Origin of the sequence: Devosia soli, from assembly GCF_000970455.1 — a bacterium.
In the GTDB taxonomy this organism is placed as follows: domain Bacteria; phylum Pseudomonadota; class Alphaproteobacteria; order Rhizobiales; family Devosiaceae; genus Devosia; species Devosia soli.
Genome location: NZ_LAJG01000014.1, coordinates 18,147 through 43,478, shown reverse-complemented (window position 1 = coordinate 43,478; position 25,332 = coordinate 18,147). Strand labels below are relative to the sequence as shown.

Here is a 25,332-nt window from a genome sequence, read left to right as displayed (position 1 = left end):
CAGGTGGCATTGGAGTTCTCCAGATGGGGCCGGAGAGAAAAAACCACTGCGCGGACATTGAGAGCGGAAACGGAAGTGCCGCGCGGCGTTATGGTGCATGCAAACTACTCTCCACAAACGCCCAGAACCCATTACAGTGATGACGAATCCTCTTTTCGGAGCCCACGATGCTTGAGCTTCTCTACGATCCTAATGTCTGGGTCGCTTTTCTAACCCTGACGGTCATGGAGATCGTCCTCGGGATCGACAACATCGTCTTCATTTCGGTGCTCGTTTCGCGGTTGCCACGCGAGCAGGCCGAATTTGCCCGCAAGCTCGGCATCGGCCTGGCGCTGGTCTTCCGCATCATCCTGCTGTTCCTGATCAGCTGGATCGTTCAGCTGCAGGACCCGGTCTTCACCGCGTTCGGGCATGCGTTTTCCTGGAAGGACATCATTCTCGTCGCTGGTGGCGCGTTCCTTATTTATAAAGCGACCCATGAAATGCATGCGGCCATTGAAGAGCCGCACGAAGTCGGGCTGAAGGAAGCGGCGACCGCTAGCCTCCAGGCTATCCTTCTCCAGATCGTCGTCATAGACATGGTGTTTTCGATCGACTCGATCATCACCGCCGTAGGCATGGTGCCGGCCGATCAGGTCGCCGTCATGGTCGCAGCCGTTCTCGTTGCCGTGGGCGTGATGTTCGTCGCCTCCGGCCCGATCGCCAAATTCGTGGCCGATCACCCGACGACCAAGATGCTGGCGCTGGCTTTCCTGTTGCTGATCGGCGTTACCCTGGTGGCCGATGGCTTGGGCTTCCACATTCCGAAGGGCTATATCTATTCGGCCATGGCTTTCTCGGTGCTTGTCGAGGCGATCAACATTTTTGCCAAGAGCCGCAAGGCAAAGGGCGGTGGGAAGCATCCAGTAACGCCATTCACCGGCGACACCGGCTCGGTCTCGTCCGAAGCAGGCGTTGCTGCCGTCAACAGACGTCCGGTTTCCGCCAATGTGCGCCAAGCGCAATCGCGCCCCAAATCTGCGCCGCGCAAACCGAAGACTCCGCGATGACGAAGGCCATCGTGATCCGCCAGACGGGCGGACCTGACGTCATGACGCTTGAAGATTGGCCGGTTGCTCAACCGGGACCCGGTCAGGCTTTGATCGAACAAACAGCTATTGGCCTTAATTTCATCGACACCTACCAGCGCTCCGGGCTCTATCCGGTGTCGCTGCCCTTCGTGGGGGGCAATGAAGGGGCAGGGGTGGTCAAGGCCATCGGGCCTGACGTCCACACGGTCAAAGTCGGGGATCGTGTCTGCTATCAAGGACAGATCGGCGCTTACGCGCAGGAGCGCCTGATCGCGGCAGATCGGCTGGTACCTATTCCCAATGGCATCAGCGACGAGACTGCGGCGGCTGTTCTGCTCAAAGGGCTGACCGCGTACTATCTTTTGTTCATGACGTGGAAGGTCGAAGCCGGACAGACGATCCTTTGGCATGCTGCCGCAGGCGGCACGGGCCAGATCGCCACGCAATGGGCCAAGGCGCTGGGCGCTAAAGTGATCGGCACGGCTGGCGGGCCCGAAAAGGTTGCGCTCGCGAAAAGAAATGGCTGCGATCACGTCATTGACTATCGGACCGAAGATTTTGCTGAGCGGGTAAAAGAGATTACCGGAGGCAGGGGTGTCGATGTGGTCTATGACGGGGTCGGCAAGGCGACTTTTGATGCCTCGCTCAATTGCCTGCGGCCCAGGGGGCTCATGGTCAGCTTCGGCAATGCCTCGGGCGTCGTCTCCGTCCCGGACCTGGGCATTCTCGCGCGCAAGGGCTCTCTTTACGTGACCCGTCCGACAACGGCTACTTATCTTGGCGACCGAGCGGTGCTCCTCGACGGTGCCGAAGCTCTATTCGGTGCGATCCTATCGGGAGACATCAAGGTCGATATCTCGGCGCGCTTTCCGCTTGCCGATGCTAGGCAAGCGCATCAAGCGCTTGAAGGGCGACAGACGACCGGCTCAGTAATCCTCACCCCCTGATAATCGCGCGTCGCGCCCTCTGGACAGAGCGGCGCGGCGCGGCTAAACGGGCACGCAACGGGTAGGTGGCAGAGCGGTTGATTGCTCCGGTCTTGAAAACCGGCGAAGGTGCAAGCCTTCCGGGGGTTCGAATCCCTCCCTACCCGCCACTCCTTCAGCAACGAACATTCTCCCAGCGGATAGTGCAGAGGTGAGAACCCTAGGTACTGCGGGCCTTCGCGGCTGCACCTGATGACTGTCATTGTGGGGGCAGGGGGCTGAAATGCTCTCTCCAGGCCCAGTGTTCTCCAATGCTGGTGACTTCGGCCTTTTGGTACATAGCTTTTTGTTGGGGTGGGGCAGCGGGTTAGCTCGCCCTGGGGCCTACAGTCGCAAGCGGTGTTCCGGATCCTCAAGAGAGTCTGGCGTCGAACTCCTAAACGTTGCCAACTGCTCAAGTTAGTGCATGACGGTCTCGGTGCTTACCTCTCGACGGAAGCGGCTAGGCGCGTCCAAAAGCGCATCCGGCCCCCGGTTCTTAGGTCTGCGGACGGCTTCCTGTGCCTTTTCAGTTCGCCGTCTTGAAGATATCGACCTTTGTCTCGAGGCACTTTCGAAGGCTGAGATCGTTCGTGCCGATTTCAAACCAGCTTCCAGGCCTTTGATAAAAATCTAACCCCCTCCCAATCTTTATGACCCAGCCATTGTCCAGTCGAATTTCCCGGTCGTGCATGTTTGGGTTCAGCTTCACACTAAGCACGACGTCCATTTCTAGGAGGCTTTGCTTCAGATCCTCAATCTTCTCAGAGATGTATGCGAGTTGAGTTTTGTCGTCGTAGCCAGTGATCAGGTCGATCGACTTGACCGTACCCGATTTGAGGCAGGTCTCGCAGAAGCGGACAAAATTCTGAATCTGATGAGGCAGGCGAATATAAGGGTCCTCAATCGTGACCGCCTTGGCTCCGCGGATATACGGTCCCATGATCGACTCGTAGCTGTGCCCGGTGTCGCCATACAGAATTGTGAAATGCTGCTCCTGCGGCTCTGCGGCAGCGGCCTCAACCCGAGCTTCATCGACAGACGGCTGGACAGGCGCGGCGGATGGTTCGGCTTTAACCGGATCGGGCCGCGCCGCACGTGGCTTGGTCGTTTCTTCCGTCTCATCCTGGTTGAGACGCCGGCGCTCTGGCTGCTGTGTGGCGAGCGCGTCTCTGGACTCAGGGCAAAAGACGACTATTTCTTCTCCGCTCGCCCCGAAGTACGACAGGTTGATGCGCGCAAACTCGTCATCGGGTTTGCGCTTGTTCATTTGCTCCTTCACCCGACGCCGGCATTCGGTCGCATATGCGACGTACTCCTCAAACTCCTCGTCGGTGGCGCCGCTGTCCGGGTGTAGGATTTTCAAGAAGGCCGCGACCGTCTTCTTAATGCCCTTCTCGTCCCGCCCCTCAATGGCCTTACCGAGTCGGATGCGGCGACTGACCTCTTCATACCGGTTCGTGTGCTTAAACTGGTAATGGAAAGCCTCGGCCAGATAGTCAGTAATAAAACCATACCGGTTCGTCAGAAACTCGCTGCTGTTCTTGGGCATCTCCCAGCCTGGGATATACGCGGCGAACCGGTCCATCACCGCCAAGTCCAACTCGGGCGGTAGCGGCTGGAAAAGGTCGTACTCGGTCGAGTTGACGACCTGTTCGACTGAAAGATCGATATTTCCGACGAAGCTCAAGCTCGCGTCGGCGATCACCTCCGCGCCGCGCGAGAAGCGGCCATTGGCCATGAAATCTTTCATGATCTGGATGGTGTCGGGATCGCGCACTTTGATCCCTCCCACTTCGTCGAAGGCCACGGTGTCCCAATAGCCTACGAGGCCGACCTTTCGCCGGGCGTTGTTATAGAAGAGTGTCGCCTTGGTCGCCTGACCGCCCGAGATTAGAGTGGCGTAAGGCGAAAATTCGCTGAAGAAATAGGACTTACCTGTGCCGCGAGGGCCGAGCTCGATGTAGTTGTAATTCGGCTCAACCAGAGGCGCCAGTCGCGCGATGAAATGTAGCTTCACCCGCTTGGAGAGCTTGGCCGGCTCCAGGCCCACCGACCGCATGATCGCGTCGAGCCACTCGTCCCGTGAAAACGCCTTTCGGCCTTCCGCGTACTGCTCGAAGTCAAAGCGCGAGAGTTGAATTGGGCGCAGGTCCTCGATGTAGAAAGCGTAATCGTCTTCTTCGATCGCGTTGTGCGCTAGCGTCACCTCCGCCCATATCCCCCCCTCGAGCAGGCGATCGTTGTCGCGGTAGAATTTCTCACCGACGGCGATGCGCTGCGAGTTGAAGTTCTCCAGCGACGCCCAGTGGCGTTTCTCCTTCTCGACAAATCGCACATGCACCTTGTCGATGAATCGGTGCTTTCCTTTGGTCGCGACCTTCGATTGGGCTGCATTGGCCTCGTCGGGGCGGACATAATTGTCCTGTAGAGTCGCGAGAACGGCCTCCATCCCCGCGTCAATCTCGGCCGGGTCGTCGCTGGCGCAAAAGCGCGCGAGGAGGAACTCCAGCACGAATGTCGGTACGTTCGTCCCCTTCTTAATCCGATGCAGCAGATCCTTGCGGACGACCTTGCCGTCGAACGCCGACGTCAGCTGCCGATCGAGTGCATCCAATTCGCTCATACTGTGTAATCCGTTTCGAGAGCGAGGGTGCTGAAGCTCGCCAGTGTCGTTGGATTGAGCGCTTTGACCGTGAACTTTCCTTCGAAGTCCGGATCCATGCGCAAGGCGATCTGCTTGCTCTGACCCGGCATGAGTGTGAGCGTGCGCGTGGCGGGATTCACATCGCCGCCTGGGCGAGGCTCGCCCACGACATTGCCCTTGGCGTCCTGGGCCTCGATCAGCACCTCGACGCTCACATCCAGCGAGAACATGTCGTCGGACTGCACCCGGATATCGATCACTGGCACGCGCGTTGTAATGCGCTTGGCGCCGTTCTTGTAGGAAAGCACGACCGTCACCCGACCAACCGCAGCCGGCTCATCGGTGTCCAGCCGCGCCACCAGCACCGGTACAACAGCTTCTGCGAGAGAGGCCCCGCCGTGAAAATATAGGTGTCCCGCCCGATAGGGCGCCATGCTCCGAGGCAGGGCGACCTGCGCGAAATCACCTCGAACGCCTAGTTTCTCCGCACCGATGACCGTGCTGTGCACGTCGGCATTGCCATCACCCAACATCATCCGATCATGTGCGGTGATTGGCCAGTTGCCCTGGGGTTTGATGCACACGTCGCCTGCTTCCGCCTGGGCATTCAGGAAGAAGCCGTGGTCGGTCACAATGACTGCGTCCCTGAAGCCCATCCCGCGAAGCTTATGCAGCGCCACGCGGATGAGCTTCAGCGTCCCTGGGATCAGGCCGAGGGTAGTCTCGGGGTTGCTCTCCAGCTGGCTGTCGATCTCGGTGGACCTCAGAATGAGAAGGTCGACCGTCTCGGAGATTTTTGGCTTGCCGCGAACGAAATCGTTGAGCGTCATCTCCTGGAACCGGTCGCCGAGCCGTTTCCTCAGAACGTCCATGCGTTGGCTGACGTTGGCGACACGCGCTCCGCCCAGTTTCGGGACCAGCGAGTCCCCCTCCAGGCTGAGCGTCAGTTCCGTCCGGGCGCCGGGCAACAGGCTGGCCATTCCCACCGGCGTGATCGTCGGAAGCTGGGCGTAGGCCGCCTGCAGTTCAACCGGTCCGTCTTCGGACAGCATCTTTTCCAACGCCACGCCGAGTTCGTAGCGCAGCGCATCAATCATCAGGTAAGCGATCCGTCGTCCGCTCTCCTTCAGGCGATCCGCTACCAAGCGATCGAAGACGTCGGCATTGGCGAGCCGTCCTGGTGGCGTCCAGCCGGTCGTCTCAAGGTGTTTGACGAAAACGGCTTGGACTCGCTCGGCGAGACGACGATAGCGGGCTCGCGCCTCATCGATCACCTCTTGCATCAGGCCATGAGGATCCAAGAAGTCTCCGACCGCCTGCTCGAATTCGCGCTGAAGGCGATCGGCTTCCCGGAGGCTCCCCAGATAGAATTCCAGCAGATCGGCCTGAGAACGCGCATTTTCCGGCAGTTGCCGCTCATAATCGTCGCAGGCCTCGATGAGGCTGAGACCGGCGCGAAGCAGCTCCCATTGGGCCTGGCTTTCGCCCTTTCCAAGCCACACGGAGTTCTTGTGGCGGGCCAACACGCGACGGGCGGCGTCCATGTCGTTGGCCGCGATTCCCTTGATCGCAGCCTTAAGAAAGGTTCGCTCCTCGAACGGGAACGTGTCCCGCTCACCCAGGTCTTCAATCGAACTGCACCGATCCGGCAGATCCAATTCGGCTTCAATCGCCTCGGCTCGTTCTATGTAGGTGTTGCGTGTATTTGGGTTGTTGCGCAGCCGATCGCAGACATCCTCGACGATCGGCTTTGCCTGGGTCGGTGCATGTGGCACGTCTTTCAGCGACGCCGGCAACGCGACTGGCAGGTCGAACACGAATTCGCTGAAAAGCACATAGCGCCAAAGTTCGTCGGCGAGGGCATTCCACGTCTTGCCCCTAGTCTTGACGCTCATGTCCAGGGTCGCCCTCAGAAACTCACGGGCTTCGTCGCCCCATCCCTCCTGAGCCTTGAGCGCGTCGACCTGCGCCACACTGGGCTCGAGCAGAGCGACGAGGATTTCCCGTCCGGACTCGACCTTCAGGGCGGCGCGCAACTGCGGCCAGCTGACGCCGCCGCCAATCGCATCGATGACCGAAAAAGCCGGGCCTGACGGCGAGCCGGCGAAAACGCGGCGAACCTCGGTCGAATGGTCGGGCTTCGCGCGCAGGCAGAGGCTCAGATAATCGTCGCCGTCGTCCCGCGGAAACCTGGCGCCGCTGGCGGCATAGATCGAGAATGGATCGACCTGTTGTTCCTCCTCCGTCTCCGACCGCCGCTTGGGCACGTAGATCAGAACCGCATCTAGGTCGCTCTTTGGCCGACCGACCTCGCGCAGCGCTTCGATCGCCGCCAGCCTGCTTTCGATGCTGCTCTCCGATGCATCCACCACGCGGATACGGTCGTCCTCGAGGCCGGCGCAAATCGCTTGATAACGTCGATCCGGGTCGTAGACGACCATGCAGCCCGCCTCGAGCAAGCGGGGGCGCAGGATGGTGTCGCGGATGAAGGCGGCGATGCTCACGCGTCACCCCGCTTTTTGCGGGCCTTCTTCGGCTGGGCCTCCGGCTCGACGTAGAGGTTCTCGAGGCCGTGGGCGATCGCTAGCGACTTGTCGGTCTCGCACTTCTCGCGCACGCGGTCGGGCCAATAGGCCATGGCCACATGCGCCCAGTCGTAGTCGCCCTTTTCGAGCTTGGCCCATGTGTCCTTCAGGATCTTCTGCCAGGGCTTGTGGCGGAAGAGTTGCCAGAGCGGCGCGGCGGTGATCTGGACGCCGTCGTCATGGTTCGGGCGATAGGTGGGCGCGATCTGCAGTAGGGTATCGCGCAGCTCGATCAGCTCCAGCTCAAGGGCTTGGAGCGCCTCGAACGCCTTCTCGTCATCGCGCGAGCGGACGGCGCCCTTCTCGCGCAGTGTGGCGGCATCGCGGCTGACCTGCCTCAGCTTTGGCTCCACGAAGTCGTTGACGGCGGAATAGAGCGTCTGGCTGGTCAGCCTCGGGTAGTAGAGCCACAGCGTGTAGCTGCCCGAGGTGGTCGAGAGCGGCCAGTAGATCGGAGCCTTGCGGCGGCTCTTGCTGTATTGCTTCAGGTGCAGGGGGAAGAAGTCGCGCTGCAGCCAGCGGCGCGCGTCACCAGGCACATCCGCCTGGACGCGGGCGAGGACTTCTTCGATCAGCCGCGGCAGGTCATGAGGGTGGCCCTGGTCGTCCACCAAGATGCCACTGTGAACATGGAACGGCGCGGCGCTGTCGGGCAGCATGCCGGGGCTTTTGGCGGGCAGCGGGTCGAAGGGGTCAGGTTCGGATGGGACTTCCCGCTCGCCGGTTGCGAGACGCCAGTCGAAGCGACCGAAGGCAACGCCTACGCCCCAACTGGCCAGACCGTCGGTCTGATTGATCGCCTCAGCCGCATCCTCGTCCTCGCCATCGTCTGTGTCCTCAGCTGCGACATCGGAAACTTCATCCGCCGAACCAATTGCGGCAACCCGATCCTTGTTATTGAAACCGTAAAGGTCGAATGCAATCTCGTCGATCTCAGTCTGAATCTCGTCAAGTTTGGCCTCGATAACTGAAGGATCGTAATCTCCAAGTCGCGCCCGCAAGGCAGAAGGCAAGTAAAAGGCGTGCGATGTTTCCTCAATGGTGTCGAGCGCGCGCTTGTTGGACCACCCGGTGCGTGCAAGGTGCTCCAGCCGCTGAGCGGCAGAAGGGTCGGGCACAGCCAGGGGCATCTTCTTCAAGATGCCCACCAAGAACTCTGGATAGCCAAATCGACCCAAGGTTATCTTGAATATGTAATCAAATGCGGCGCTGTTAAACAGCGCGAGGGAGACGATTTGGTCCCCATCAGGGAAGTATGCGAGGTAACCCCGCTGCGAGAAAAGGCAATTGCTGGCAAGCGCCTGCGGAGCGAATTTTCTGGCGCGCGACGGCCAAGTAAGGCCGGGCTTTCTGAAGTATTTAGCTGCGGTGTCAGAAAGCATCCATACGTTTGACCTCACACCACCCCTTTCATTCAGATTATTCTTGATCTCGGCTCCATCCGCACCCCAATTCACGACAAGATAGACATCCGCATAGAAAGGCGAAAACTTCCCCCCCTTTGCAAAACCTGGCCACTTGTCGGAATTTGCTGATACTTCCCACCAAGCTCTGACGAAGCGGAAATCATCTGCAGTTGCAAGACCCTGCCTCACAACGCGGCCGTTGCCCTCAAAAGGCTCAAATTTCTTAAAAGTATTGCGAACTTGATCGCTAACCCAGTATGCAAACGGCGTTCCCGGAACCACACCAAATGAGGCAGTGTCCATATTGAACACCCGAATATCGGGAGCCCCGGACCTTAGCGAAACGCAAACTGCAAGAAGAGCGCTTGACTTCTCTTCCTCGGCCAAAAGGCGCAGAAATTCAGTCATTATTGCTTCTCCAGGGCATAGGCGGCGGCTTCAACCATGGCGTCATCCATGACGCCTAAGCCCAAATCAGCAACAACCGCAGGGTGCGCGACACCTAATACAACTTCTTCACGCCACTTCTGAAAGCTCGAAAGAAAGAAGCAGGTGCGCGAGGTAATCGCTCCAATCTGCGCACCCTTTCGCATGAGCTCAAGTCCGCGCTCGACGAATACAGCCAGAAGATCATTACTACTTCGCGGAAACGCCTTTGCTAAGGCGGCCTTTGAATTTATTGCTAGTTCGCCGAAGGGCGGATTCATTACGACCACATCGAAGATCTCACGGCAGTGGTCAATCATCCGCAGGCCCTGCAGCGCGTCCTCGGCAAACAATCGCCCCTGATAGGTGGACCGCGCCGCACGGGCATAGTCCGTCAGCGCCTCGTGGAGCCGCGCCTCGGCTTTCTGCCACTGCGCCATGTCCTCCTTCGCGAACATTTGCCCATGCTCGCCAAAGACCTTGCGGATCAGCGCGGGCAGCTCCTTCTCAACCTGCAGCAGCACGCCAAGCTCGGGCAGGCCCTTGAGCAAGAACAGCGTCTGTTCGAACAGCTCGGCATCCAGAGGATCGAGTTCCTCCATGAACCGCTTGCGCAGCTCCACCTCGGCCGGGGGCGCCACCGCTGCCACCACATGGCCCTGGCCCACCTGCGGTCGATCCTTGGCTTTCACGCCCGCCTCATGCCAGGTGCGCTGCGCCCGGAGCCACAGCGCCAGCGACGCGATCTGCGCCGCGCGCGGGTCGATATCGACGCCATAGATGTTGTGCTCGATGATCAGCCGCGGCACGTCGCGCAGGAAGGCGTCCTGGTCGGCATAGGTTTCTGACAGCGGCTTCAGATCGGGGCTGCCACCGGTTGCCCGATCCAGCGCGTTCGGGCCATTCGCCTGCTCCCAATCCCATGCCTCGCGATAGATTGCCTGGAACAGGTCGAAGGCATAGAGCCCGAAATGCATCGAGCCGCAGGCGGGGTCGAGCAGCTTGACGGTGCGGGGATCGCGCAGGCGCGCGGCAGGTTCGGGCTGCTCGTCTGGTTTCACCAACAGATACTGGCAACGGTCGCGCAGCGAGGTTTGCCCGCCCGTCCAGTTGAACCAGAGCCGCCCGAGCGTGTTGTCGACCAGGAACTCCACCACATAGCGCGGTGTGAAGAACTGGTTGCGAACGGCGAGCTCCCGACTGTTGCGCGGCGCCTGGGACGCGTCGCGCATCGCTTTGCGCTCTTCCTTCGAGTTGAAGTACTGGTAGACCCAGCCGATGGTCTCGTCCTCGGCCCAGAGCGGTTCGATCTCGCCGTGGTTGATGAGTGCCAGGACCTGAAGCAGTGCGGCCTCACGGGGGAAGAGGCGCCCCTGCGGCGAGTAGCGGTCAAAGAGGCCAGGCAGGTCCTGCGCGAACTCATCGAAGACGCTTTGCAGGTAGACGCGGTAGGCGTCGCCGGTTTCACCCAGGCCGGTACCAGCCAGGCGGGCATAGAGCTGGAAGCCCTTGGCCTGGTAGCCATTGCCGACGGACTCGATCAGCAGCCCTCGCGCCTCGGCCATGCGCAGCGCGGCCAAGCGGTTAAGCACCGTGAACGCCTGTTCGCGCACGATGCGGTCGAGACCTGCCTTCGTGTCGGTGTCGGCGCCGGCGCAATAGTGAGCCAGTGTATCGCGCAGAATCCGCGCCGTCTCGCGCTGCTGGTCGTCGATGTGGCGAAGGCTCTCCAGCGGGGCGACCGTGCCTGAGGCCGGATCCATCCCGTAGTCATTCTGCAGCTGACGCGTAAACTCTTCTTCCAGAGCGCCTCGGGCCTCAGTGACGAAGCGTTGGAGGCGGTTTCGGGTAGGCTGATCGAAGGCCATCGTCACTCGTCTCCGCCCACTACGAAGGAAACCTCGATCTCGTCGAAAAGCGCGAGCTGGGTCTTGATCTCGTTGAGCTCAAGGATCAGCGCGTCGAGATCGCTGGCGGAGGAAAGTTTGGACGGTACAGCGATCGAGCGTGCGAGCTTGCCGCCGCCTTGCGCCTTGTACTTTGCAGCCTCCTCGTCGAGCTCCTGGCGGATGCGCTCTTGCCGCTGCCGGTTGATCGACCGCTTGATGTCCTCGATGGTGCTGCTGATGTCGTAGTCGCGGGCCAGGAGCTTCTTCAGACCGGCCATGTCGTGCGGAACGGCAAGAGCGAGAGCCTCGAGTCGATCTACGGCATTCCCGCGTTCCTCCTGGGTAAGCTCCGGCCATTCAAACAGGCGCTGGAGGTCCTCGACACCCTCTTTGATCCGAAGCTTCTGCTGATCACCCAGTGCGATCACGGACTCGCGGACACGCCCTTTAACGTGGGTGAGCAGAGAGTTGAAATCCGCGACATGCTTATAGAAGTCGTCCGTCTTCAAGCGATCGGACAGCGTCGAGAGGTCTTCCCGAAGCTCGTTGCGCAATTCGCCGGGGATGCCCGTATCGGGAAGCGCTTCGACGTCCAAACGGTGCGACTGCAACTCCCGCAAGGTCCCATCAAGGCCATTGTCCAGCGAGCGCTTTACCTCGAACGCCCACTTCAGGTTGTCGTATAGGGCCGAAGCCTCCGCGCCCAGGCGCTGCGGCGCGTCTGAAGCGTCAGTAAAGAGCACGTCGGCCAAATCTTGATTCATTGCCTGGACGCGATCGCTCCCAGCAAGGCCGAGACCGCTCAGCTTCTCCGCCAGCGAGCCGTAGTCGTATTGGAACCGCGGGAAATGCTTGGCGGTCGCCTTGCTGATTTCCTGCTCGAGGGGAATGACCGTGTCGCCGACCAAATCCGTCAACCGCTCGGCGGCCCGCGCCAGCGTCTCGTTCGATGGGCGCTCGTCCCGCAGCGCCACGCCGATCGGTTTGAATGAGTTGTTGGTCTTGAGCGCGTCAATCGCCTGTTGGCCCGCTGCGGTGACTTCTCGACCAGAAACCTTGAGCTTGATCTCCCCCGCCATCAGCATGGCGGCGAGGATGTAGCGCGTGGTGTCGGGCGACCATCCGAAGGGATCGCTACTGAAGTCATCGAGCAACCGCTTTCCATCGACGGTGCCCCGCTTGTCGACGTAGTCGCGAATGCTGATCATCGACTTATGGTCGGAGCGGAACGTCGAACGGCCGGCAACCGTCTGCACCAAACCGAGCGGATCCAGGCTGCTGTTGATCGCCGAAGGGTTGGCAACCTTAAGGAATTTCTCAGCAGTATCCGTGGCGACGCGGACCGGCGCCTCGGCGTAGCGGTCGAACACCTGGTCGGCGACGTCCGCAAGGAGCTTCTTGGCGGCCTCCAGCAGGTCCACGTTGAGCGCTGAAACTGCTGTGGCTTGGCCCCGGAATACGAACGATCCACCCTGCAGAGTCTGCTTAGTCTTGCTCTGCAATTGAACGGCAAGTTTCGCCGCCCGATCGAGTTGCCCGGCGCAGTAGTCTCGGACCTCTTGGTCGGGCTCGTTTCGATGGAGCTCAGCGATTCGCTGGCTGCGGTAGATCTCGTTGGCAAGGTCGTCCAAGTCGGGGTTTGTCCGCGCCAAAAGGCCGATGACGTTCCGGCCGGTACGGCTGCGCGAGTCGTCGAGCATGCGGGCGCGCCCGGCGTCATGGTCCGCAGCCGGGACCAACTCGACGATTGTCTGGATAGCATTCTGATCGCCGGCAAGGCTGGTCACTGCACTACCCGTCTGCACCTTGAGGCCGGATGCAACGGCCAGGGTGCCATGCAGATTGACCCGCGGAAGCGGATCGAACACCTCGCGCAAGGCGTCATTGAAGACGCGCTTGACGTCCACGGAACGCAGCGCCAATGCGCCACGCTCTTGTTCGATGTCCCGGAGCTTCTCGCTCAAGAAAACGAGACTGCCGTCTTTCTCTCCTAGCGGAACGTGAACATCGCCGAGCATTTCCTCGACCGCCTTTTGCACCGCCTCGAGTTGCGACGGGGCGGTGATCGACGGCTGCATCAGGCTAGCGACGTTTTGCACCGTCACCGGTAAGTTGCCGAGGATCTGCAAGACAGCAACGGATTTTGCGATGTCCTGATGCCGTTGCGAGTCCGGAAACCGAATGAGAGCCTTCCCGACCGCCTGATGGATCGACGGGAATGCGCGCCGAATGTCCTTCTCGAGTTCGTCGTAGAGCGTGACGGTCGTTGCGAGCCAGCCGACCGGCTGATCGGCCATCGCCGTGGTCCCACCCTCTCCCTTGAGCACGTCCTGTACCACCTTGATCGCGGACCGCAGACCGATGCCGCCGGTGGACTTCGCCAAAGCGCCCAAGAGGTGCAGCAGAATGTCAAAATGAGCAGGCAGGAACGGATAGAGGTTTATGAACGTCTCACGGCTGAAGTCCGCTTCGTAGTATTTGGCGTCTTGCAGCTTGGTGTTATGTCGAAGTGCCTGGCCGTGGGAATCGAACAGCTCTCCAAGTTGCTTCTCGCCCGCCGGCGACTTCCCAAGCAATCGGCGATAGCAGATCTCCTTAATGTCGCTGGATTCTAGGTCGATCTGGATCGGGAAGCGATCTTTGAGCTTGTAGAGCTTGTCGGAATTCAAGGCTGCCCGTGGATCGTCCTCGGTCAGTGTTTGCTGCGCCGTGGATATGATCCAGACCTTGCCGTCGCCAAGACGCTTGAGGTTTTTTGCTAGTCCGTCGAGATTGAGGATCAGGTTATCGCGTGACGCGACATACTGACCGACTTCATCGATGATGAAGATGATGTTTTCCTTGCCGCTCTTTTCGCGGACGATGTCGATCATCTCCTGGACACGTTGATCCTCAAACTGGAAGAAGCCCTCAGTGCTTGAAGAGAACGACTTTGCCTCGGGGAACAATCCCGGATACATCTCATGCGCGATCTTCGGGATAAGCCCGTCGATCGCGAGCGGATTGTTCTGAACGCGGTCCCAGGTCGCTCCAGGCAAGGCCTCAACAACGCGGCGGTGCAACTCCTCGGTGCGATTGTCCCTTTCGATCATTCGCTCGAAAGCGGCTACTTTCAGATTCCGCGAATAACCGGCCCACTGGAGGACCTTGAAATAGAGAACCGTGGAAACCTCTTCCATGGTTGCGCCAGCCAGCATCTCGCTGGCCAGATCGAGCAAGACTACAGCAGCCGGGAAACGCTGCACGACCGCGCTGAGTAACGCTTTGGTCTGGGGTTTATGCAGGCGATCCTGCAGGTGCTTCATGAACGGGGTTCCGTCAATCGTGCGCTGGTCGTCGAAGGCAAGGCCGAGATACTTAGTGAAAGAGCTTTTGCCTGACCCATAGAAGCCCGAAACCCAAACCCCAACCTCGTTCTGTCCCCCCGCCTCCATGGCGAGCTGCATACGATCAAGGAGTTTTCGGAACTGCTCCTCGATGCTCTCGGTCACGACATATTCGGAGATCTCAGCCTTCAGGCGCGCTTCCTGCGCGGCACCATAAGTGATGACCTTCTCTATCGTCCGATAGATATCCTTGGACGGATCGAATAGATTGCGGATGTTCACGGCACAGCCCCCCAGCCTTTGATTATCTTCTAACCGCCGACATGGACGGACCGATAGTTCCCATCTTCCGGGTAAAAGCCCAGAAACTTCAGACGGGTTTTTCCGGTTCGAATGCCGGGATAGAGGAACACGGTTGGAACATGGAATTGCCCTTGCAACTGGCTTTCTATCGCACCGATGCGCAGGAACGGGTGCAGCGCCTCGAGATCCGTCACGAGGAGCAGTGCGTTCGGCTTGGCTTCGAGCGGCCTAAGCGCTTCCTCGAGACGCCGAAGCAGACCGCCTCCGGATGTAACAATATCGGCCAGCGCCTTATTGGTGCGCACCCAGTCTTGGGGTGAGGCTTTGTCTTCCGCCAGACAAAGGGACCAAAATGGATCGTTCTGAAGGATGCCCCATAGGTTCTCCGCGATCGAGAACGGGTGAACGTCCCAGCCCTCTTGATGAAGCTTTGCCATCCATGCAGGTGTCTGGCGCTTCACCTCCAGGATCTGGTCTGGCGCAAATATCAGATAGTAAATGGGCTCGAAGCTGGCATGGCTCAGCTCGCGCCCATGTCGGATGCGCTCGCGCAACTCGTCGAAGTCATCTCTGAGAGAGGGCATCGCAAAGCGCCTCCATGCTCGGTTGTTTCCAGCTGATCCGAACGACATCGCCCGCGGCCTGGATGATGAGATGTCCCTTGAGCGAGAGCTTCTTGAGCTCATCCAACACATCTTCGCGGGCCAACCCGAAGAGTTGCCAATCGGGATGGGTCAGCAGGGCATTGTCTCCGATGCCCGCGAAATGAAGATCGAAAGCCAGATACGCGGCAGCGGGATACGATATCCTGAAGGGCAGTATTCGGCGGCTTGATCGCAGCCCTCGCTCAAGCAATCCATAATCCGCACAACATCCGGTCAAATAAGCGGAAACCCGCCTGACCGTTGACTCCGACCAGCGCTTTGCCGTCTTACCATCGTCGATCGCGCGCTCGATGAAAACGCGCGCATCCTCATTGGAAACTTCGGTGTAGCCCCCGGCATATCGCTGCCAATAGACGCTCCCAATGAAATCGCTCAAAATCGGGTTGGCTCGACTCGTGAATACCAGCATGAGCTGGGCAAGATCTGAACCGGGTACGGTACCCACGACCTGCTTTAGATGTTGAGCTGGCGCACCGTTTGAAACGAGGTAACGAGGTGCGAAGCACTCGACGACAATATTGCGAAGGCGACGAGCAGTAACGTTCGGAAACCTGCCCGAATCAAGCGCCACCTGACAAAGCTGCGACACGGACATGCCCGGCGACCACAGTTCTAACAGTGCCTTGGTCTCGCTCACGAGCCCCAATCCTGCTTGCAACTGCGTCGTGTAGAGATCGCCCTTCGCCATAGCTTAGCTCACCAGGTATGGGAAAGATTGGGCGTTGGACGAAAATGCCGACAAGTAAACTGAGGCGATTTCTGTCAGGTGGTCGGTAATATCTCTCACATGTCCGATTGATATGGGGCCGACGCCACCTTTCTTTGAAGCGCCAGCCATACGGGCAAGCGCGGTGAGCGCCGTCTGCTTGTCTCGATAGAGTGCCGCAGGGGCCCATTCTTCCGCCGCAGTCTGCACAAGCACGTGGAGATCCTGCTCTATCTCCTCTGGCAGACGAAATAGGTGAAAAGTGCCGACGCTCAGGTGTTCGTCGTGGAGGCGGCGGGCAGCTTCGATGACCCCATGATACTGCGCGACTTGCGGTGTCCTGGAAAAGACCGGCTCGAGAAAAAGGCGGCCCGACGACTCATAGAAGCCTGTCGGCCACCATCCAAACTGCGCGCGTTCGCCAAGAAAACCTACGAGCAATCTGGTTTCCCAAACTGGCTTAAGTTGATCCGCTGAACTACTCGCCATTGAAAAACCCTGTCCGTAAGGCTGCCAAGCTGCGGCGTAGTCGGGAAGAGTGTCCCCGACATCTGTTATGTCTCGCCAGGCCTTTAGCACCATGTTTCAGGCCCGCTGGCAAGCGTGGGTAGGAGGTGTTAAGTAGCAGGGCTATGAGCGGTTTGAACCAACATTAGGTCGGCGCAACGGCAAGGCGTTTCTCGAGAACTCCCTCAGGACCAATAGCCAGGGATTCTTCCTTCTACAACGGTGTCGACAAGGTGAGGCGCCAAACGATTATCAACATCTAGAAGCTTGCAGCCGGATACTACCGATGCAAGTATTCGGCTGCACCAATGAGTTCGAAGCATATGGCTAAAACGTTCCCGCTGAGAGCTAACGTGAAAAGCAAACGAAAGGGCGCCTCCAAGAAGGGAGGCGGCTGGAGCCCCAGTGCAAGGCCAGTAACGGCTGAAGTAGGGCGATATGCTCGAGCTGAAGAGCGGCAGAAGCTAATGGATATTCGGGCCAGTTTCGTCGATGCTATAGAGGCCCCCGAGCCGAAGCGGCGTGAGAGTAGCAGCTTACTCGAAATGCCCGAACTGACAGGCTTGGATTTGCCGAAGATCTTGGGAATCTGGAAGAACGCCATTCGTTTGAGTGTTAGCCTCGATGCGCGGCGGCGACAACGAGGCGAGTTGGCACTTTCCAAGATCGAGCAGGAGTGGAAGCGGCGCGGGTTAAGCGCGCTAAGCTCACGAGATTACTTCCGCTGGCCGAGCACAGGTGCGCCTGGGGGAGCTGGGGGTTTTGACCTAGGCGATGCCCCGGCAGCGGGGGTTCTGAGCTATTTAGATTATCGTGTAGGTCAGACTAGAGGGGAGGCTCCTGCTATTCGGCAGATGATCCTTCGCCGTGTGTTTGAGGGGGAACTCCCACCAGTCTTTCCGGCGGAGTATCTGCAACAGTGGGGAGCAAAGGCATCAGCACCAAGACTTCAGAAGCTTGCCGAGTCACTTGCGTCTTTTTGCAGAAATGCAAAACGCAGGGATCGGGGTAACTTAGCAGATGCTATTCGCGATTGGGAAAGCGACTTGGCGTACCTGCACACACACTTTTATGTCGCGAAGTTCCGCTTCGGCTGGCCAAACTCTAGATTATGACGTTCTGAAATGGATCTGTTGATTGTTTGGGGGCGGATGCTTCAGCAGCGACCTGATTTAGCTAAGCCTTTGCTCTGACCAGATTTCTGATCTTGGCTCCAACAGTTTTGGCAACAGCAGATCCGGTGAATGGCGCCCCTCGAGGATGCTTTCAACGATCTCAGGAGCCAGCAGCGTCATGCGCATGACACGGCTGACATAGGATCTGTCCATGTTCTCGGCGGCGGCCATCTCGGCAACGGTGGCGAACCTGCCGCTCTCGAGGATTTTTCGCCAGCGGAAGGCGCGTGCGAGCGCTTTGACCAACGTATTGTCGATCCGGGGCCGGGCGGGGGCGGTGATCGCACCCCCCGCAGGCGACAGCACGAGCTTCCGACCGCCACGTGTGCGGATCGTCAAGGGCACCGACACGGTGAAGGTGGAGGATGCTCGCTCGCGTTGCTCCGTGCTCATACCGCTTCCTTTCTGCTCATCATGGGCAGCTCAGCGGCCAGGCCGCTCAGCCCTTCGCTCCTGATCTGGATGGTGGCCCCGTCGACGCCGAGGTCCACTCGCTCGACGAGCAATTGGATGACGCGCGCCTGCTCGGCAGGGAAGAGCTGATCCCAGAGGCCGTCGAACTGCTGCAGGGCGGTGCGCACCTCCACCTCGCTGACTGTGTTGTCCTGAGTTTGTGTCGCAGCGACAGTTCGCGCCGCGATCTCCGGCGACCTGAGTATCACCCGCAACTGGTTGATTACCGCTCCTTCGATCTCGCCTGCGCCGATGCGACGGATCGGGCAGGTATCTGGCGAGAGTTTCAGCACCGAGGTGGTGACGTAGTAGCGGTAGAGCTTTCCGCGGCGTCTGGTGTGTGTTGGCGTCATAGCCGTGCCGTTGGGCGCGAACAGAACAGCAGGCCCTTGAGCAAAGCCGGCGTCTGCGCCTTGGTCTTGCAGGCACGGGAGCGTGGGCTCACGGCCATGATCGAGTGGACCTTGTCCCAGAGCTCCTGGCTGATGATTGGCTCATGCTCGCCGGGGTAGGCAGTACCCTTGTGCACGGCGAGGCCAACATAGGTGCGATTGCTGAGCAGCTTGTAGATGTACCCCTTGTCGATCGGCTTGCCGGAGCGGGTGCGTAGGTCCTGCTCCTGCAGCTCTTGAGCCAGTCGGGTGGCCGAGCCAAGCTTGAGGAAGCGCTCAAAGATCTGCCGCACCACGGCTGCTTCATCCTCCCGCAAGACCAGCTTGCGGTTTTCGACGCGGTAGCCGAACGGCACCAGGCCACCCATCCACATGCCCTTCTTGCGAGAGGCAGCAACCTTGTCCCGGACGCGCTCCCCAATGACCTCCCGCTCGAACTGGGCAAAGGACAGCAGGATGTTGAGCGTGAGCCTCCCCATGGAGGTGGTGGTGTTGAACGACTGGGTCACAGACACGAAGGTGACGCCGTGCCGGTCGAACACGTCCACCAGCTTGGAGAAGTCCATGAGTGAGCGGGAGAGGCGATCGATCTTGTAGACAACCACAACATCCACAAGGCCATCCTCGATGTCCTTCATCAGCCGCTTAAGGGCAGGACGGTCCAGATTGCCGCCGGAGAAGCCGCCATCGTCATAGTCGTCGCGAACGGGAATCCAGCCTTCCTGGCGCTGGCTGGTGATGTAGGCGTGGCAGGCTTCCCGCTGCGCGTCGAGCGAGTTGAAGGCCATGTCCAGGCCTTCCTCGGTGCTCTTCCTGGTGTAGACAGCGCAGCGGAGCTTTCGAACGGGTGGGCGTTCCATCAGCGGCTCCTCCCGTTCTTGAGACCGAAGAAGGTCCAGCCGTTCCAGCGGGTGCCGGTGATCCGCCGAGCTATCGCGGAAAGTGACTGGTACGGCTGCCCCATGTAGTCGAAGCCGCTGTCGGTAACGGTGACCGTGTGCTCAACGCCCTGCCACTCCCGCAGCAGACGCGTCCCGGTAATCGGCAGGAGGTTCGCCGAGCGCTTCCTGACCTCGATCCGTCCGCCATCGAGTTCCTCGCCTAGTTCCTCTAAGCGCTTGATGGTCTCCGGCTTCAGACCGCCATAGGCTAGCTCCTGTATGCGGTAGGTGAGGCGGCTCTCGATGAAGCGGCGGTTGTAGAGCGGGGCAGGGGTGCCGAACAGCACCTGCCACTTCGCCTTGAGGTCGGCAATCGACAGGGACTTCAGGTCGGCGATCTGAGCGAGGACGCTCTGGTCTTGGTCGTGGTTCGTCTTCTTGACTACAGCGGTCATGCAAGGGCTCCTGAGTGATCGGTGGGCACATGCATGCGTGGTGTCAGGCCGCTATCCAGCCGATGATCTGCGGACTGCGGAGAGAGTCCGGTTGACTGTCGCGACCGGAGGCGAATGACGCCGTCGGCTAGGATCTCCACGATCTCTGCCAAGCGCTCATCTAAGGTCATCTTGTTAGGGTGCAGCGGGTTCATCTGGTGCCTCCAGTTGGAAGCATGATGTGGATTCGACGCAGGGGACTCAAACCAAATCAGGTACTTAGCGAAGGTTCGCGGCTACAAAAGCAAGGCTGAAAGCTGGAGCGTAGACATGAGAAGATGTGACTCCACCTGAGTGGTTGTTCGCGATATGTTCTAACGCAAGGAGGCGTGGAGCATGTTCGAGATTTTTCCCCGATCCCAGTCGTTTCCCTTGTTGGAAGCCCTCAAGCGCTACGGAGATCCTCAGCTCGTTGCTTTGCTGGAAGCGGTGAGCGGTCCGGATGCCGCTAGCCAACGACGTGAGATAGGCCGCGAGCTGCAACGATCTTTGCTGCCAGATCTGAGGAAAGAGGCGCTTATAGCTACAGCGCTGCAGAAGCCAATTTCCTGTAGCGCTACCCGGAGCAGGATTTCTGCCGACATCTGGAAGGTGCTGGAGCTTGATGTCGACCATGGCACGGGTTCGTACCTTAATCTCTCGCTAACCGACATCGAACTGCAGGAGAACGCGTGGGTCACCCGCATCTTCGGACTTCAGCACGTTGCTGCAGTTGAAGGCGATCTGGAGGAGGATGTGACTGAAGCAGACGAGTCCGCCCAGATTACGCTGAGTGAGGACCTAAGCAAGCTGACGATCGGCGAGAAAAGCTGGCGGCTGAAGGGCGAGATCCAGCAGGAGATAATCAGGCAGCTAGTCGAGGCCTTTCCCAACGAGCTGAAGACTACCAAGGTCCTGGATCAGGCCGGTTCGAACGTGGACACCATCGCCAAGCCATTCAACCGCAGCCCGAATTGGCCAACTCTGCAACACTACATCAAACGGGGTGACGGCATATGCCAGCTGCTGGCCGTTCCTCTGGAGACGGTTTCAGATGAGGACGTCAGAGATGCGTAAGAGTCGCCTCAGAGGATCTCCTCTGCTGCTCTTACAAGTCACTGACACGCTCTACCGTCTCCTCTGGCTGGCGCTCTAACGTACGAAGCACGCACGCTTTTCCCCAGGTTCAATCCCGAACCTGAGGAAACGCACCATGACTACACAACACTTCGATCAGCGGCACCTTGCCCGCCGTTGGAACATCAGCCCCCGTACTCTTGAGCGGTGGCGTTGGCAGAACGCAGGGCACAATTACGTCAAGATTGGCGGTCGCGTCTGCTACCGCCTCGAGGACATCGAAGCTTACGAAGCTGCACAATACCATGACGTCTCGACGCAGCGACGCGTCTCGGACGAGCGGGTGGGCTCATGAAGAGGTTCATCCCACTCCCGGTCGTACAGGACTTCGGGAAAGCCGGCGCTGCTGTCGGAGCCACATTGGCTGCCGCAGCAAAGGACCAATCAACGCCCCTGCAGTCTCAGGCTCGCGCTGCCAACGAACGGCTGCTGGTTACCTTGAAAAGCCTGTTCCATAAGCACCGGATAAGCGAGCCCTGGATACAGATACAATGTCTGGCCTTCGCCCGTGCGGGCTTCGAGAAGAGCCTCATCGACGGCGCTTCTGATGTCCCGGTTGAGCCGGTGGAGCAATGATGATGGACATGCACCATGCCCTCATCGTTGCTCGCCAGAGCTTCTATGAACGCTCGTATGCCACCGCCGACTTCCTGTACTACGTGCGGCGACATGGGCTTGAGCTCGGCCGCATCAGCGGCTTCGCCGGCGCCACGGGTATCCTGCCGATTGTGGATTGCGGAAGCGCCCGGTTCGACTTCGAAGCGCCCGGTGAACTGAGTGCAGGCTTCATCTGCGAAGCGCTGGCCGAAGACGGCGAAACCGTCATCGACCTGGTGGCGTGGCCGCTGGACCGTCCGACGACCGTGCTGACCATGTTCGGTCGCGCGCCGTTGCTGGGTCTTTGGGAGGCGATGAACCCGGCAACATACTTCGGTGGCAAGCCGCTGCAGATGCACCGCACCCCGCTCGAGTGGCTGCAGGCGGGCTGCCGGGGTGCCGCCGTGGTTCGGCCATCCGCGGCTGCGCGGCTCTTGTTCGAACTCGACGGTGCAATCGCTGGCAAGGATGAGCGACATCGCCGGCAGCTTGTCGACCTGCTCCGCAGCGTTGTTGACGACCGCAAGATCGTCTGCGCGCCGGAGGCGAGCGCGGCATGACTAGCGCGCCCTTGACCTCCGCCGACTGGCGGTCCCCCGGAGGAGAGAACGCTAAAGGCAAGCGCTACATCGATGTCGTGCGGGCCAGTGTTTTCGACGGCCTGGAGGTGCCTGCGCGGGAATGGCACGTGTCGGATCTGATCCCTGGCGGCACCGTCACCATCGTCAACGGCGATGGCGGTACCGGCAAGTCGCTCCTGGTCGCTCAACTGGCGCTGGCCACCGTGAGCAACACGAGGTGGATCGGGCGAGAGGTGGCGCAGGGCCCCTGCTTGTACCTTAGCGCCGAGGACGATCTCGACGAACTGCACCGGCGCATCGCCACCATCGCGGAACGGACAGGTGTGCCGCTGTCCGGTCTCGACGACTTCCACATTGCCCCTCTAGCCGGTGAGGACGCGTTGCTGGCAGCGCCGACGCCAGGGAGCAACGTCCTGGTCGCGACCTCGCTCTTTAGTGCCGTTGAGCAAGAGATCGCCCGTCTACAGCCCGTCTTGATGATCCTCGATACGTTGGCGGACCTGTTCGGCGGCGACGAAAACCAGCGGGCTCAGGCGCGGCAGTTCATCGGTCTGCTGCGTGGCTGGGCCATCAAGTACCACATGTCGGTGATCCTGCTGGCACACCCCTCGCTCAGCGGGATGGCTAGTGGCACCGGCTCCAGCGGCAATACCGCATGGAACAACAGCGTTCGCAGCCGGCTCTACCTCGAGCGGGTGACGGTGGGTGAAGCGGGCAGGGCGGTCGAGCCGGATCCCGACGCTCGAGTGCTCCGGACGGTGAAGGCAAACTACGGCCGTGTGGGAGGTGAGATACCGCTGCGCTGGTCCAACGGTGTTCTCGTGCCGGAGGTGTCGGAGCTTGGTGCCGACTTCCGCAATGCACTTGCCGAGCAGGAGGCGGAACGAACCTTCCTCAGTCTCCTGTCCAAGTTTGCTGTCGAAGGACGACATGTCAGCGCAACGCCGAGCGCGAACTACGCTCCGGTAGTATTCGCGAAGGACGCAAGGGCAGGCGGGCTCTCGAAGAGGGTGCTGACCGAGGCGATGAACCGGCTGTTCGCCACGCGGCAGATCGAAGTCCAAGAGGAGGGGCCGCAGTCAAGACGCCGAAGCTACATCCAGGTTCGCGACGCTCAATAGCCTTCCAACGCCTCTTCCAACGCCCTTCCAACCCGATTTCCAACGCCGTTCCAACGATCCGAAAACCCCTTCCAACCCCGGTACCAACGCCTGCCAACGGTGTGCTCACACATCCCCCCATACCCCTGTACGCGTTGCGCCCCTTCAGGGTGGGCGCATGCGTCGAGAAAGGATGCTGGGGCTGGGTGACTCAGGTAAGGCTAGACCGGGATACCACTGCGCAGAAGCCTTCCTACCTTGCCCGAGACCGACCTCTACCTCCCCCTCAAGCGCTTCCTCGAAGAACGCGGGTTCGCAGTGAAGGGCGAGGTCAACGGGTGTGACCTGTTAGGTGTGCGGGAAGGTGAGCCGCCGGTGCTCGTCATCTGCGAGATGAAGCTGAGCTTTAACCTCGAGCTGGTTTTGCAGGGTGTCGACAGAGCCGCGGCCTGTGACGAGGTGTGGTTGGCTGCGGCGCTGTCGAGGAGCGGCAAGGGCAGGGAACGCGACGCTCGCTACCGCAACCTCTGCCGCCGCCTTGGCTTCGGTCTCTTGGGCGTCAGTGCATCGGGATCAGTCGAGGTGATTGTGGCCCCGTTTGCTGCCACACCACGACGAGACACCCGGCGCCGATCAAGGCTGCTGGAGGAGCATCGGCGCCGAGTTGGGGATCCCAACAGAGGCGGCGGCAGTCGGCAGCCGATCATGACCGCTTATCGGCAGGACTGCATCACCTGCGCCAAGGCGATGCTGGAGCAGCCGCAGAGCCCCAAGCAGCTAAAGACCCTTGTCGGCAGAGCGCCGGCCATTCTCAGGCGCAACGTCTACGGCTGGTTCGTTCGTGAGAGCAGAGGCGTGTACGGCCTTAGCGAGCTCGGACGTGCTGCGGTCCAAGGAATGTGACGGGCCTCAACTGCGCTCGCGGAGTGCCTTGCGGGCACCAGCTGCTGCTCGACTGATGATGGCCAGACGCCGTTCATCCTCATCCGCCGACCACATTGCGTCTACTTTCGGCTCGGGGCAGGACGGTTCTGCTGTGCAATCATGGTGTGGTTCTCGGTTCCGTGAGAATCGTGCGCCCAGATAGTTAGCGAGGGCTTACCGGGCCGGTCACAACATCCGTGACGCCCCGAGCAGCGTAGTTTTGCGCACAACTTCGAAGAAATGTCAGGATTCACAGCAGCATAGCTGTTGGAGTATGATAGCTCATCTCATTGGGGGCGGGGGGACATCAAACCTGTCCACCCTCGCATCCGGTGACCGGTGGCGCCGTCCATCTTTCACAACCGCGAAATTGGCATGGGGGTCCCAGCCGTGACCAAGGCAGCAGAGCTCAAATAGTCCAAAGCCTTGTGCGCAGGCGAGGCCGCTGGTGCAGGCCTCAGGCAGTCGACCAACTCCGGAGTGATGGCCCATGCGGGGACGCAAACCAAAAGCGACGGCACTGAAACTGATCGAGGGCAATGCGGGTCATCGGCCGCTCAACCACCGAGAGCCGAAACCACACTTGTGCATCCCTTCCTGCCCGGCACATCTGTCGCCAACGGCTAAGGCAGAGTGGAAGCGCCTGGCCCATCAACTGCATGGACTTGGCATCCTGACAGCTCTGGATCGCAGCGCGCTTGCTGCCTACTGCCAAGCCTATGGCCGCTGGACCGAGGCGGAAAAGAACCTCAAGACCACCCCCGCGCTGCTGCGGACACCAGCCGGCTATGTGCAGCCCAATCCATGGCTCGCCATTGCCAACAAGAACCTGGAGCTGATGCACAAGTTCATGGCCGAGCTGGGCCTGTCACCATCCTCCCGCAGCAGGGTAAGCGCCACGCCCCCTCTGGGTCCGAAACCATGGGAGCTCCCAAGGCTCGTGGAAGAGGATGATGAGTTCTTCAACTAGGCTGATGCCGACGGCCTCAACTCCCCACCTCAATGCTGCCGATTGGGGCGGGGGAGGTATAAGTGTCGAAGGCTGGAGAGGCACGGACCCGCGTCCCCCTCACGCAGAGATTTTTTCCCGCCTATAAAAAACGCGCGCGCGAGGGAGGAAACTG

General features: G+C 60.0%; 21 protein-coding genes and 1 tRNA gene. 10 read left to right on the top strand and 12 right to left on the bottom strand.

Annotation, left to right across the window (positions count from 1 at the left end; all coding sequences use genetic code 11):
- The first annotated feature begins 167 nt into the window (after nt 1-167).
- From VW35_RS04285 to VW35_RS04275, 3 genes are all read left to right on the top strand, one after another.
- Entirely contained in the window at nt 168-1,049 is an 882-nt protein-coding gene (locus VW35_RS04285) for a TerC family protein (protein ID WP_083982414.1), read from the top strand.
- Nucleotides 1,046-2,017 carry a quinone oxidoreductase family protein gene (locus VW35_RS04280; RefSeq protein WP_046141802.1) on the top strand — a complete coding sequence of 324 codons (972 nt, stop codon included), beginning with the start codon at nt 1,046-1,048 and terminating at the stop codon, nt 2,015-2,017. Before VW35_RS04285 ends, VW35_RS04280 begins: the two co-directional genes overlap by 4 nt.
- Nucleotides 2,018-2,076: 59 nt before the next feature.
- Nucleotides 2,077-2,166: transfer RNA gene (locus VW35_RS04275), tRNA-Ser, on the top strand.
- Nucleotides 2,167-2,564: 398 nt separating this feature from the next.
- Here the strand turns inward: VW35_RS04275 and brxL are convergent.
- The 12 genes from brxL to VW35_RS04215 form a co-directional block, all read right to left on the bottom strand.
- Complete coding sequence (gene brxL / locus VW35_RS04270; protein WP_200896864.1) at nt 2,565-4,661, bottom strand: BREX system Lon protease-like protein BrxL; 2,097 nt, start codon at nt 4,659-4,661, stop codon at nt 2,565-2,567.
- Nucleotides 4,658-7,186: a PglZ domain-containing protein gene (locus VW35_RS04265; RefSeq protein ID WP_046141801.1), complete on the bottom strand. Its 2,529-nt coding sequence runs from the start codon at nt 7,184-7,186 to the stop codon at nt 4,658-4,660. The genes brxL and VW35_RS04265 overlap by 4 nt, the downstream gene beginning before the upstream one ends.
- A complete protein-coding gene (locus VW35_RS04260) occupies nt 7,183-9,081 on the bottom strand; it encodes a BREX-1 system adenine-specific DNA-methyltransferase PglX (RefSeq protein ID WP_046141800.1) in 1,899 nt (632 codons plus the stop codon). The genes VW35_RS04265 and VW35_RS04260 overlap by 4 nt, the downstream gene beginning before the upstream one ends.
- Nucleotides 9,081-10,967, bottom strand: coding sequence for an Eco57I restriction-modification methylase domain-containing protein (locus tag VW35_RS04255; protein WP_046141799.1), 1,887 nt, complete (start codon nt 10,965-10,967; stop codon nt 9,081-9,083). The genes VW35_RS04260 and VW35_RS04255 overlap by 1 nt, the downstream gene beginning before the upstream one ends.
- 2 nt (nt 10,968-10,969) lie before the next feature.
- Nucleotides 10,970-14,596, bottom strand: coding sequence for a BREX system P-loop protein BrxC (gene brxC / locus VW35_RS04250; RefSeq protein ID WP_046141798.1), 3,627 nt, complete (start codon nt 14,594-14,596; stop codon nt 10,970-10,972).
- 29 nt (nt 14,597-14,625) lie between these two features.
- Entirely contained in the window at nt 14,626-15,201 is a 576-nt protein-coding gene (locus VW35_RS04245) for a BREX protein BrxB domain-containing protein (protein WP_046141797.1), read from the bottom strand.
- A complete protein-coding gene (locus VW35_RS04240) occupies nt 15,182-15,970 on the bottom strand; it encodes a BrxA family protein (RefSeq protein ID WP_046141796.1) in 789 nt (262 codons plus the stop codon). Before VW35_RS04240 ends, VW35_RS04245 begins: the two co-directional genes overlap by 20 nt.
- Before the next feature lie 3 nt (nt 15,971-15,973).
- A complete protein-coding gene (locus VW35_RS04235; protein ID WP_046142472.1) occupies nt 15,974-16,477 on the bottom strand; it encodes a BrxE family protein in 504 nt (167 codons plus the stop codon).
- 1,190 nt (nt 16,478-17,667) lie between these two features.
- Nucleotides 17,668-18,063, bottom strand: coding sequence for a hypothetical protein (locus VW35_RS04225; protein WP_046141794.1), 396 nt, complete (start codon nt 18,061-18,063; stop codon nt 17,668-17,670).
- Nucleotides 18,060-18,476, bottom strand: coding sequence for a recombinase zinc ribbon domain-containing protein (locus tag VW35_RS21920; RefSeq protein ID WP_244465828.1), 417 nt, complete (start codon nt 18,474-18,476; stop codon nt 18,060-18,062). Before VW35_RS21920 ends, VW35_RS04225 begins: the two co-directional genes overlap by 4 nt.
- Nucleotides 18,473-19,375 carry a recombinase family protein gene (locus VW35_RS04220; protein WP_244465827.1) on the bottom strand — a complete coding sequence of 301 codons (903 nt, stop codon included), beginning with the start codon at nt 19,373-19,375 and terminating at the stop codon, nt 18,473-18,475. Before VW35_RS04220 ends, VW35_RS21920 begins: the two co-directional genes overlap by 4 nt.
- Nucleotides 19,375-19,851, bottom strand: a complete 477-nt coding sequence (locus VW35_RS04215; RefSeq protein WP_046141793.1) for a DUF2924 domain-containing protein — start codon at nt 19,849-19,851, stop codon at nt 19,375-19,377. The genes VW35_RS04220 and VW35_RS04215 overlap by 1 nt, the downstream gene beginning before the upstream one ends.
- Nucleotides 19,852-20,226: 375 nt before the next feature.
- Between VW35_RS04215 and VW35_RS04210 the strand changes: the two genes are divergently transcribed.
- The 7 genes from VW35_RS04210 to VW35_RS04185 all read left to right on the top strand — a co-directional run bounded on the left by VW35_RS04210 (nt 20,227) and on the right by VW35_RS04185 (nt 25,178).
- Nucleotides 20,227-20,946, top strand: a complete 720-nt coding sequence (locus VW35_RS04210) for a hypothetical protein (RefSeq protein ID WP_046141792.1) — start codon at nt 20,227-20,229, stop codon at nt 20,944-20,946.
- 136 nt (nt 20,947-21,082) lie between these two features.
- Nucleotides 21,083-21,301: a MerR family transcriptional regulator gene (locus VW35_RS20890; protein ID WP_083982412.1), complete on the top strand. Its 219-nt coding sequence runs from the start codon at nt 21,083-21,085 to the stop codon at nt 21,299-21,301.
- Nucleotides 21,298-21,582, top strand: a complete 285-nt coding sequence (locus VW35_RS04205) for a hypothetical protein (RefSeq protein ID WP_046141791.1) — start codon at nt 21,298-21,300, stop codon at nt 21,580-21,582. The genes VW35_RS20890 and VW35_RS04205 overlap by 4 nt, the downstream gene beginning before the upstream one ends.
- 2 nt (nt 21,583-21,584) lie before the next feature.
- On the top strand, nt 21,585-22,163 hold the full coding sequence (locus tag VW35_RS04200; protein ID WP_161796853.1) for a hypothetical protein: 579 nt from the start codon (nt 21,585-21,587) through the stop codon (nt 22,161-22,163).
- Nucleotides 22,160-23,305, top strand: coding sequence for an AAA family ATPase (locus VW35_RS04195; protein WP_052951491.1), 1,146 nt, complete (start codon nt 22,160-22,162; stop codon nt 23,303-23,305). The genes VW35_RS04200 and VW35_RS04195 overlap by 4 nt, the downstream gene beginning before the upstream one ends.
- 237 nt (nt 23,306-23,542) lie before the next feature.
- Entirely contained in the window at nt 23,543-24,187 is a 645-nt protein-coding gene (locus tag VW35_RS04190; RefSeq protein ID WP_046141789.1) for a DUF2161 domain-containing phosphodiesterase, read from the top strand.
- A 511-nt stretch (nt 24,188-24,698) separates the two neighbouring features.
- The gene (locus tag VW35_RS04185) at nt 24,699-25,178 is read left to right on the top strand and encodes a phage terminase small subunit P27 family (protein WP_046141788.1); all 480 of its coding nucleotides are present in this window, start codon (nt 24,699-24,701) and stop codon (nt 25,176-25,178) included.
- Nucleotides 25,179-25,332: the final 154 nt, after the last annotated feature.

Bases quoted from the DNA above. Each gene is read 5' to 3' on its own strand.
- VW35_RS04200 (WP_161796853.1), top strand. From the start codon at position 21,585: ATGGACATGCACCATGCCCTCATCGTTGCTCGCCAGAGCTTCTATGAA.
- VW35_RS04285 (WP_083982414.1), top strand. From the start codon at position 168: ATGCTTGAGCTTCTCTACGATCCTAATGTCTGGGTCGCTTTTCTAACC.
- VW35_RS04185 (WP_046141788.1), top strand. From the start codon at position 24,699: ATGCGGGGACGCAAACCAAAAGCGACGGCACTGAAACTGATCGAGGGC.
- VW35_RS04235 (WP_046142472.1), bottom strand. From the start codon at position 16,477: ATGGCGAGTAGTTCAGCGGATCAACTTAAGCCAGTTTGGGAAACCAGA.
- VW35_RS04220 (WP_244465827.1), bottom strand. From the start codon at position 19,375: ATGGAACGCCCACCCGTTCGAAAGCTCCGCTGCGCTGTCTACACCAGG.
- VW35_RS04195 (WP_052951491.1), top strand. From the start codon at position 22,160: ATGACTAGCGCGCCCTTGACCTCCGCCGACTGGCGGTCCCCCGGAGGA.
- VW35_RS04280 (WP_046141802.1), top strand. From the start codon at position 1,046: ATGACGAAGGCCATCGTGATCCGCCAGACGGGCGGACCTGACGTCATG.
- VW35_RS04210 (WP_046141792.1), top strand. From the start codon at position 20,227: ATGTTCGAGATTTTTCCCCGATCCCAGTCGTTTCCCTTGTTGGAAGCC.
- VW35_RS21920 (WP_244465828.1), bottom strand. From the start codon at position 18,476: ATGACGCCAACACACACCAGACGCCGCGGAAAGCTCTACCGCTACTAC.
- VW35_RS04205 (WP_046141791.1), top strand. From the start codon at position 21,298: ATGAAGAGGTTCATCCCACTCCCGGTCGTACAGGACTTCGGGAAAGCC.
- brxL (WP_200896864.1), bottom strand. From the start codon at position 4,661: ATGAGCGAATTGGATGCACTCGATCGGCAGCTGACGTCGGCGTTCGAC.
- VW35_RS04240 (WP_046141796.1), bottom strand. From the start codon at position 15,970: ATGGCGAAGGGCGATCTCTACACGACGCAGTTGCAAGCAGGATTGGGG.
- VW35_RS04260 (WP_046141800.1), bottom strand. From the start codon at position 9,081: ATGACTGAATTTCTGCGCCTTTTGGCCGAGGAAGAGAAGTCAAGCGCT.
- VW35_RS04225 (WP_046141794.1), bottom strand. From the start codon at position 18,063: ATGAGCACGGAGCAACGCGAGCGAGCATCCTCCACCTTCACCGTGTCG.
- VW35_RS20890 (WP_083982412.1), top strand. From the start codon at position 21,083: ATGACTACACAACACTTCGATCAGCGGCACCTTGCCCGCCGTTGGAAC.
- VW35_RS04215 (WP_046141793.1), bottom strand. From the start codon at position 19,851: ATGACCGCTGTAGTCAAGAAGACGAACCACGACCAAGACCAGAGCGTC.
- VW35_RS04245 (WP_046141797.1), bottom strand. From the start codon at position 15,201: ATGCCCTCTCTCAGAGATGACTTCGACGAGTTGCGCGAGCGCATCCGA.
- VW35_RS04255 (WP_046141799.1), bottom strand. From the start codon at position 10,967: ATGGCCTTCGATCAGCCTACCCGAAACCGCCTCCAACGCTTCGTCACT.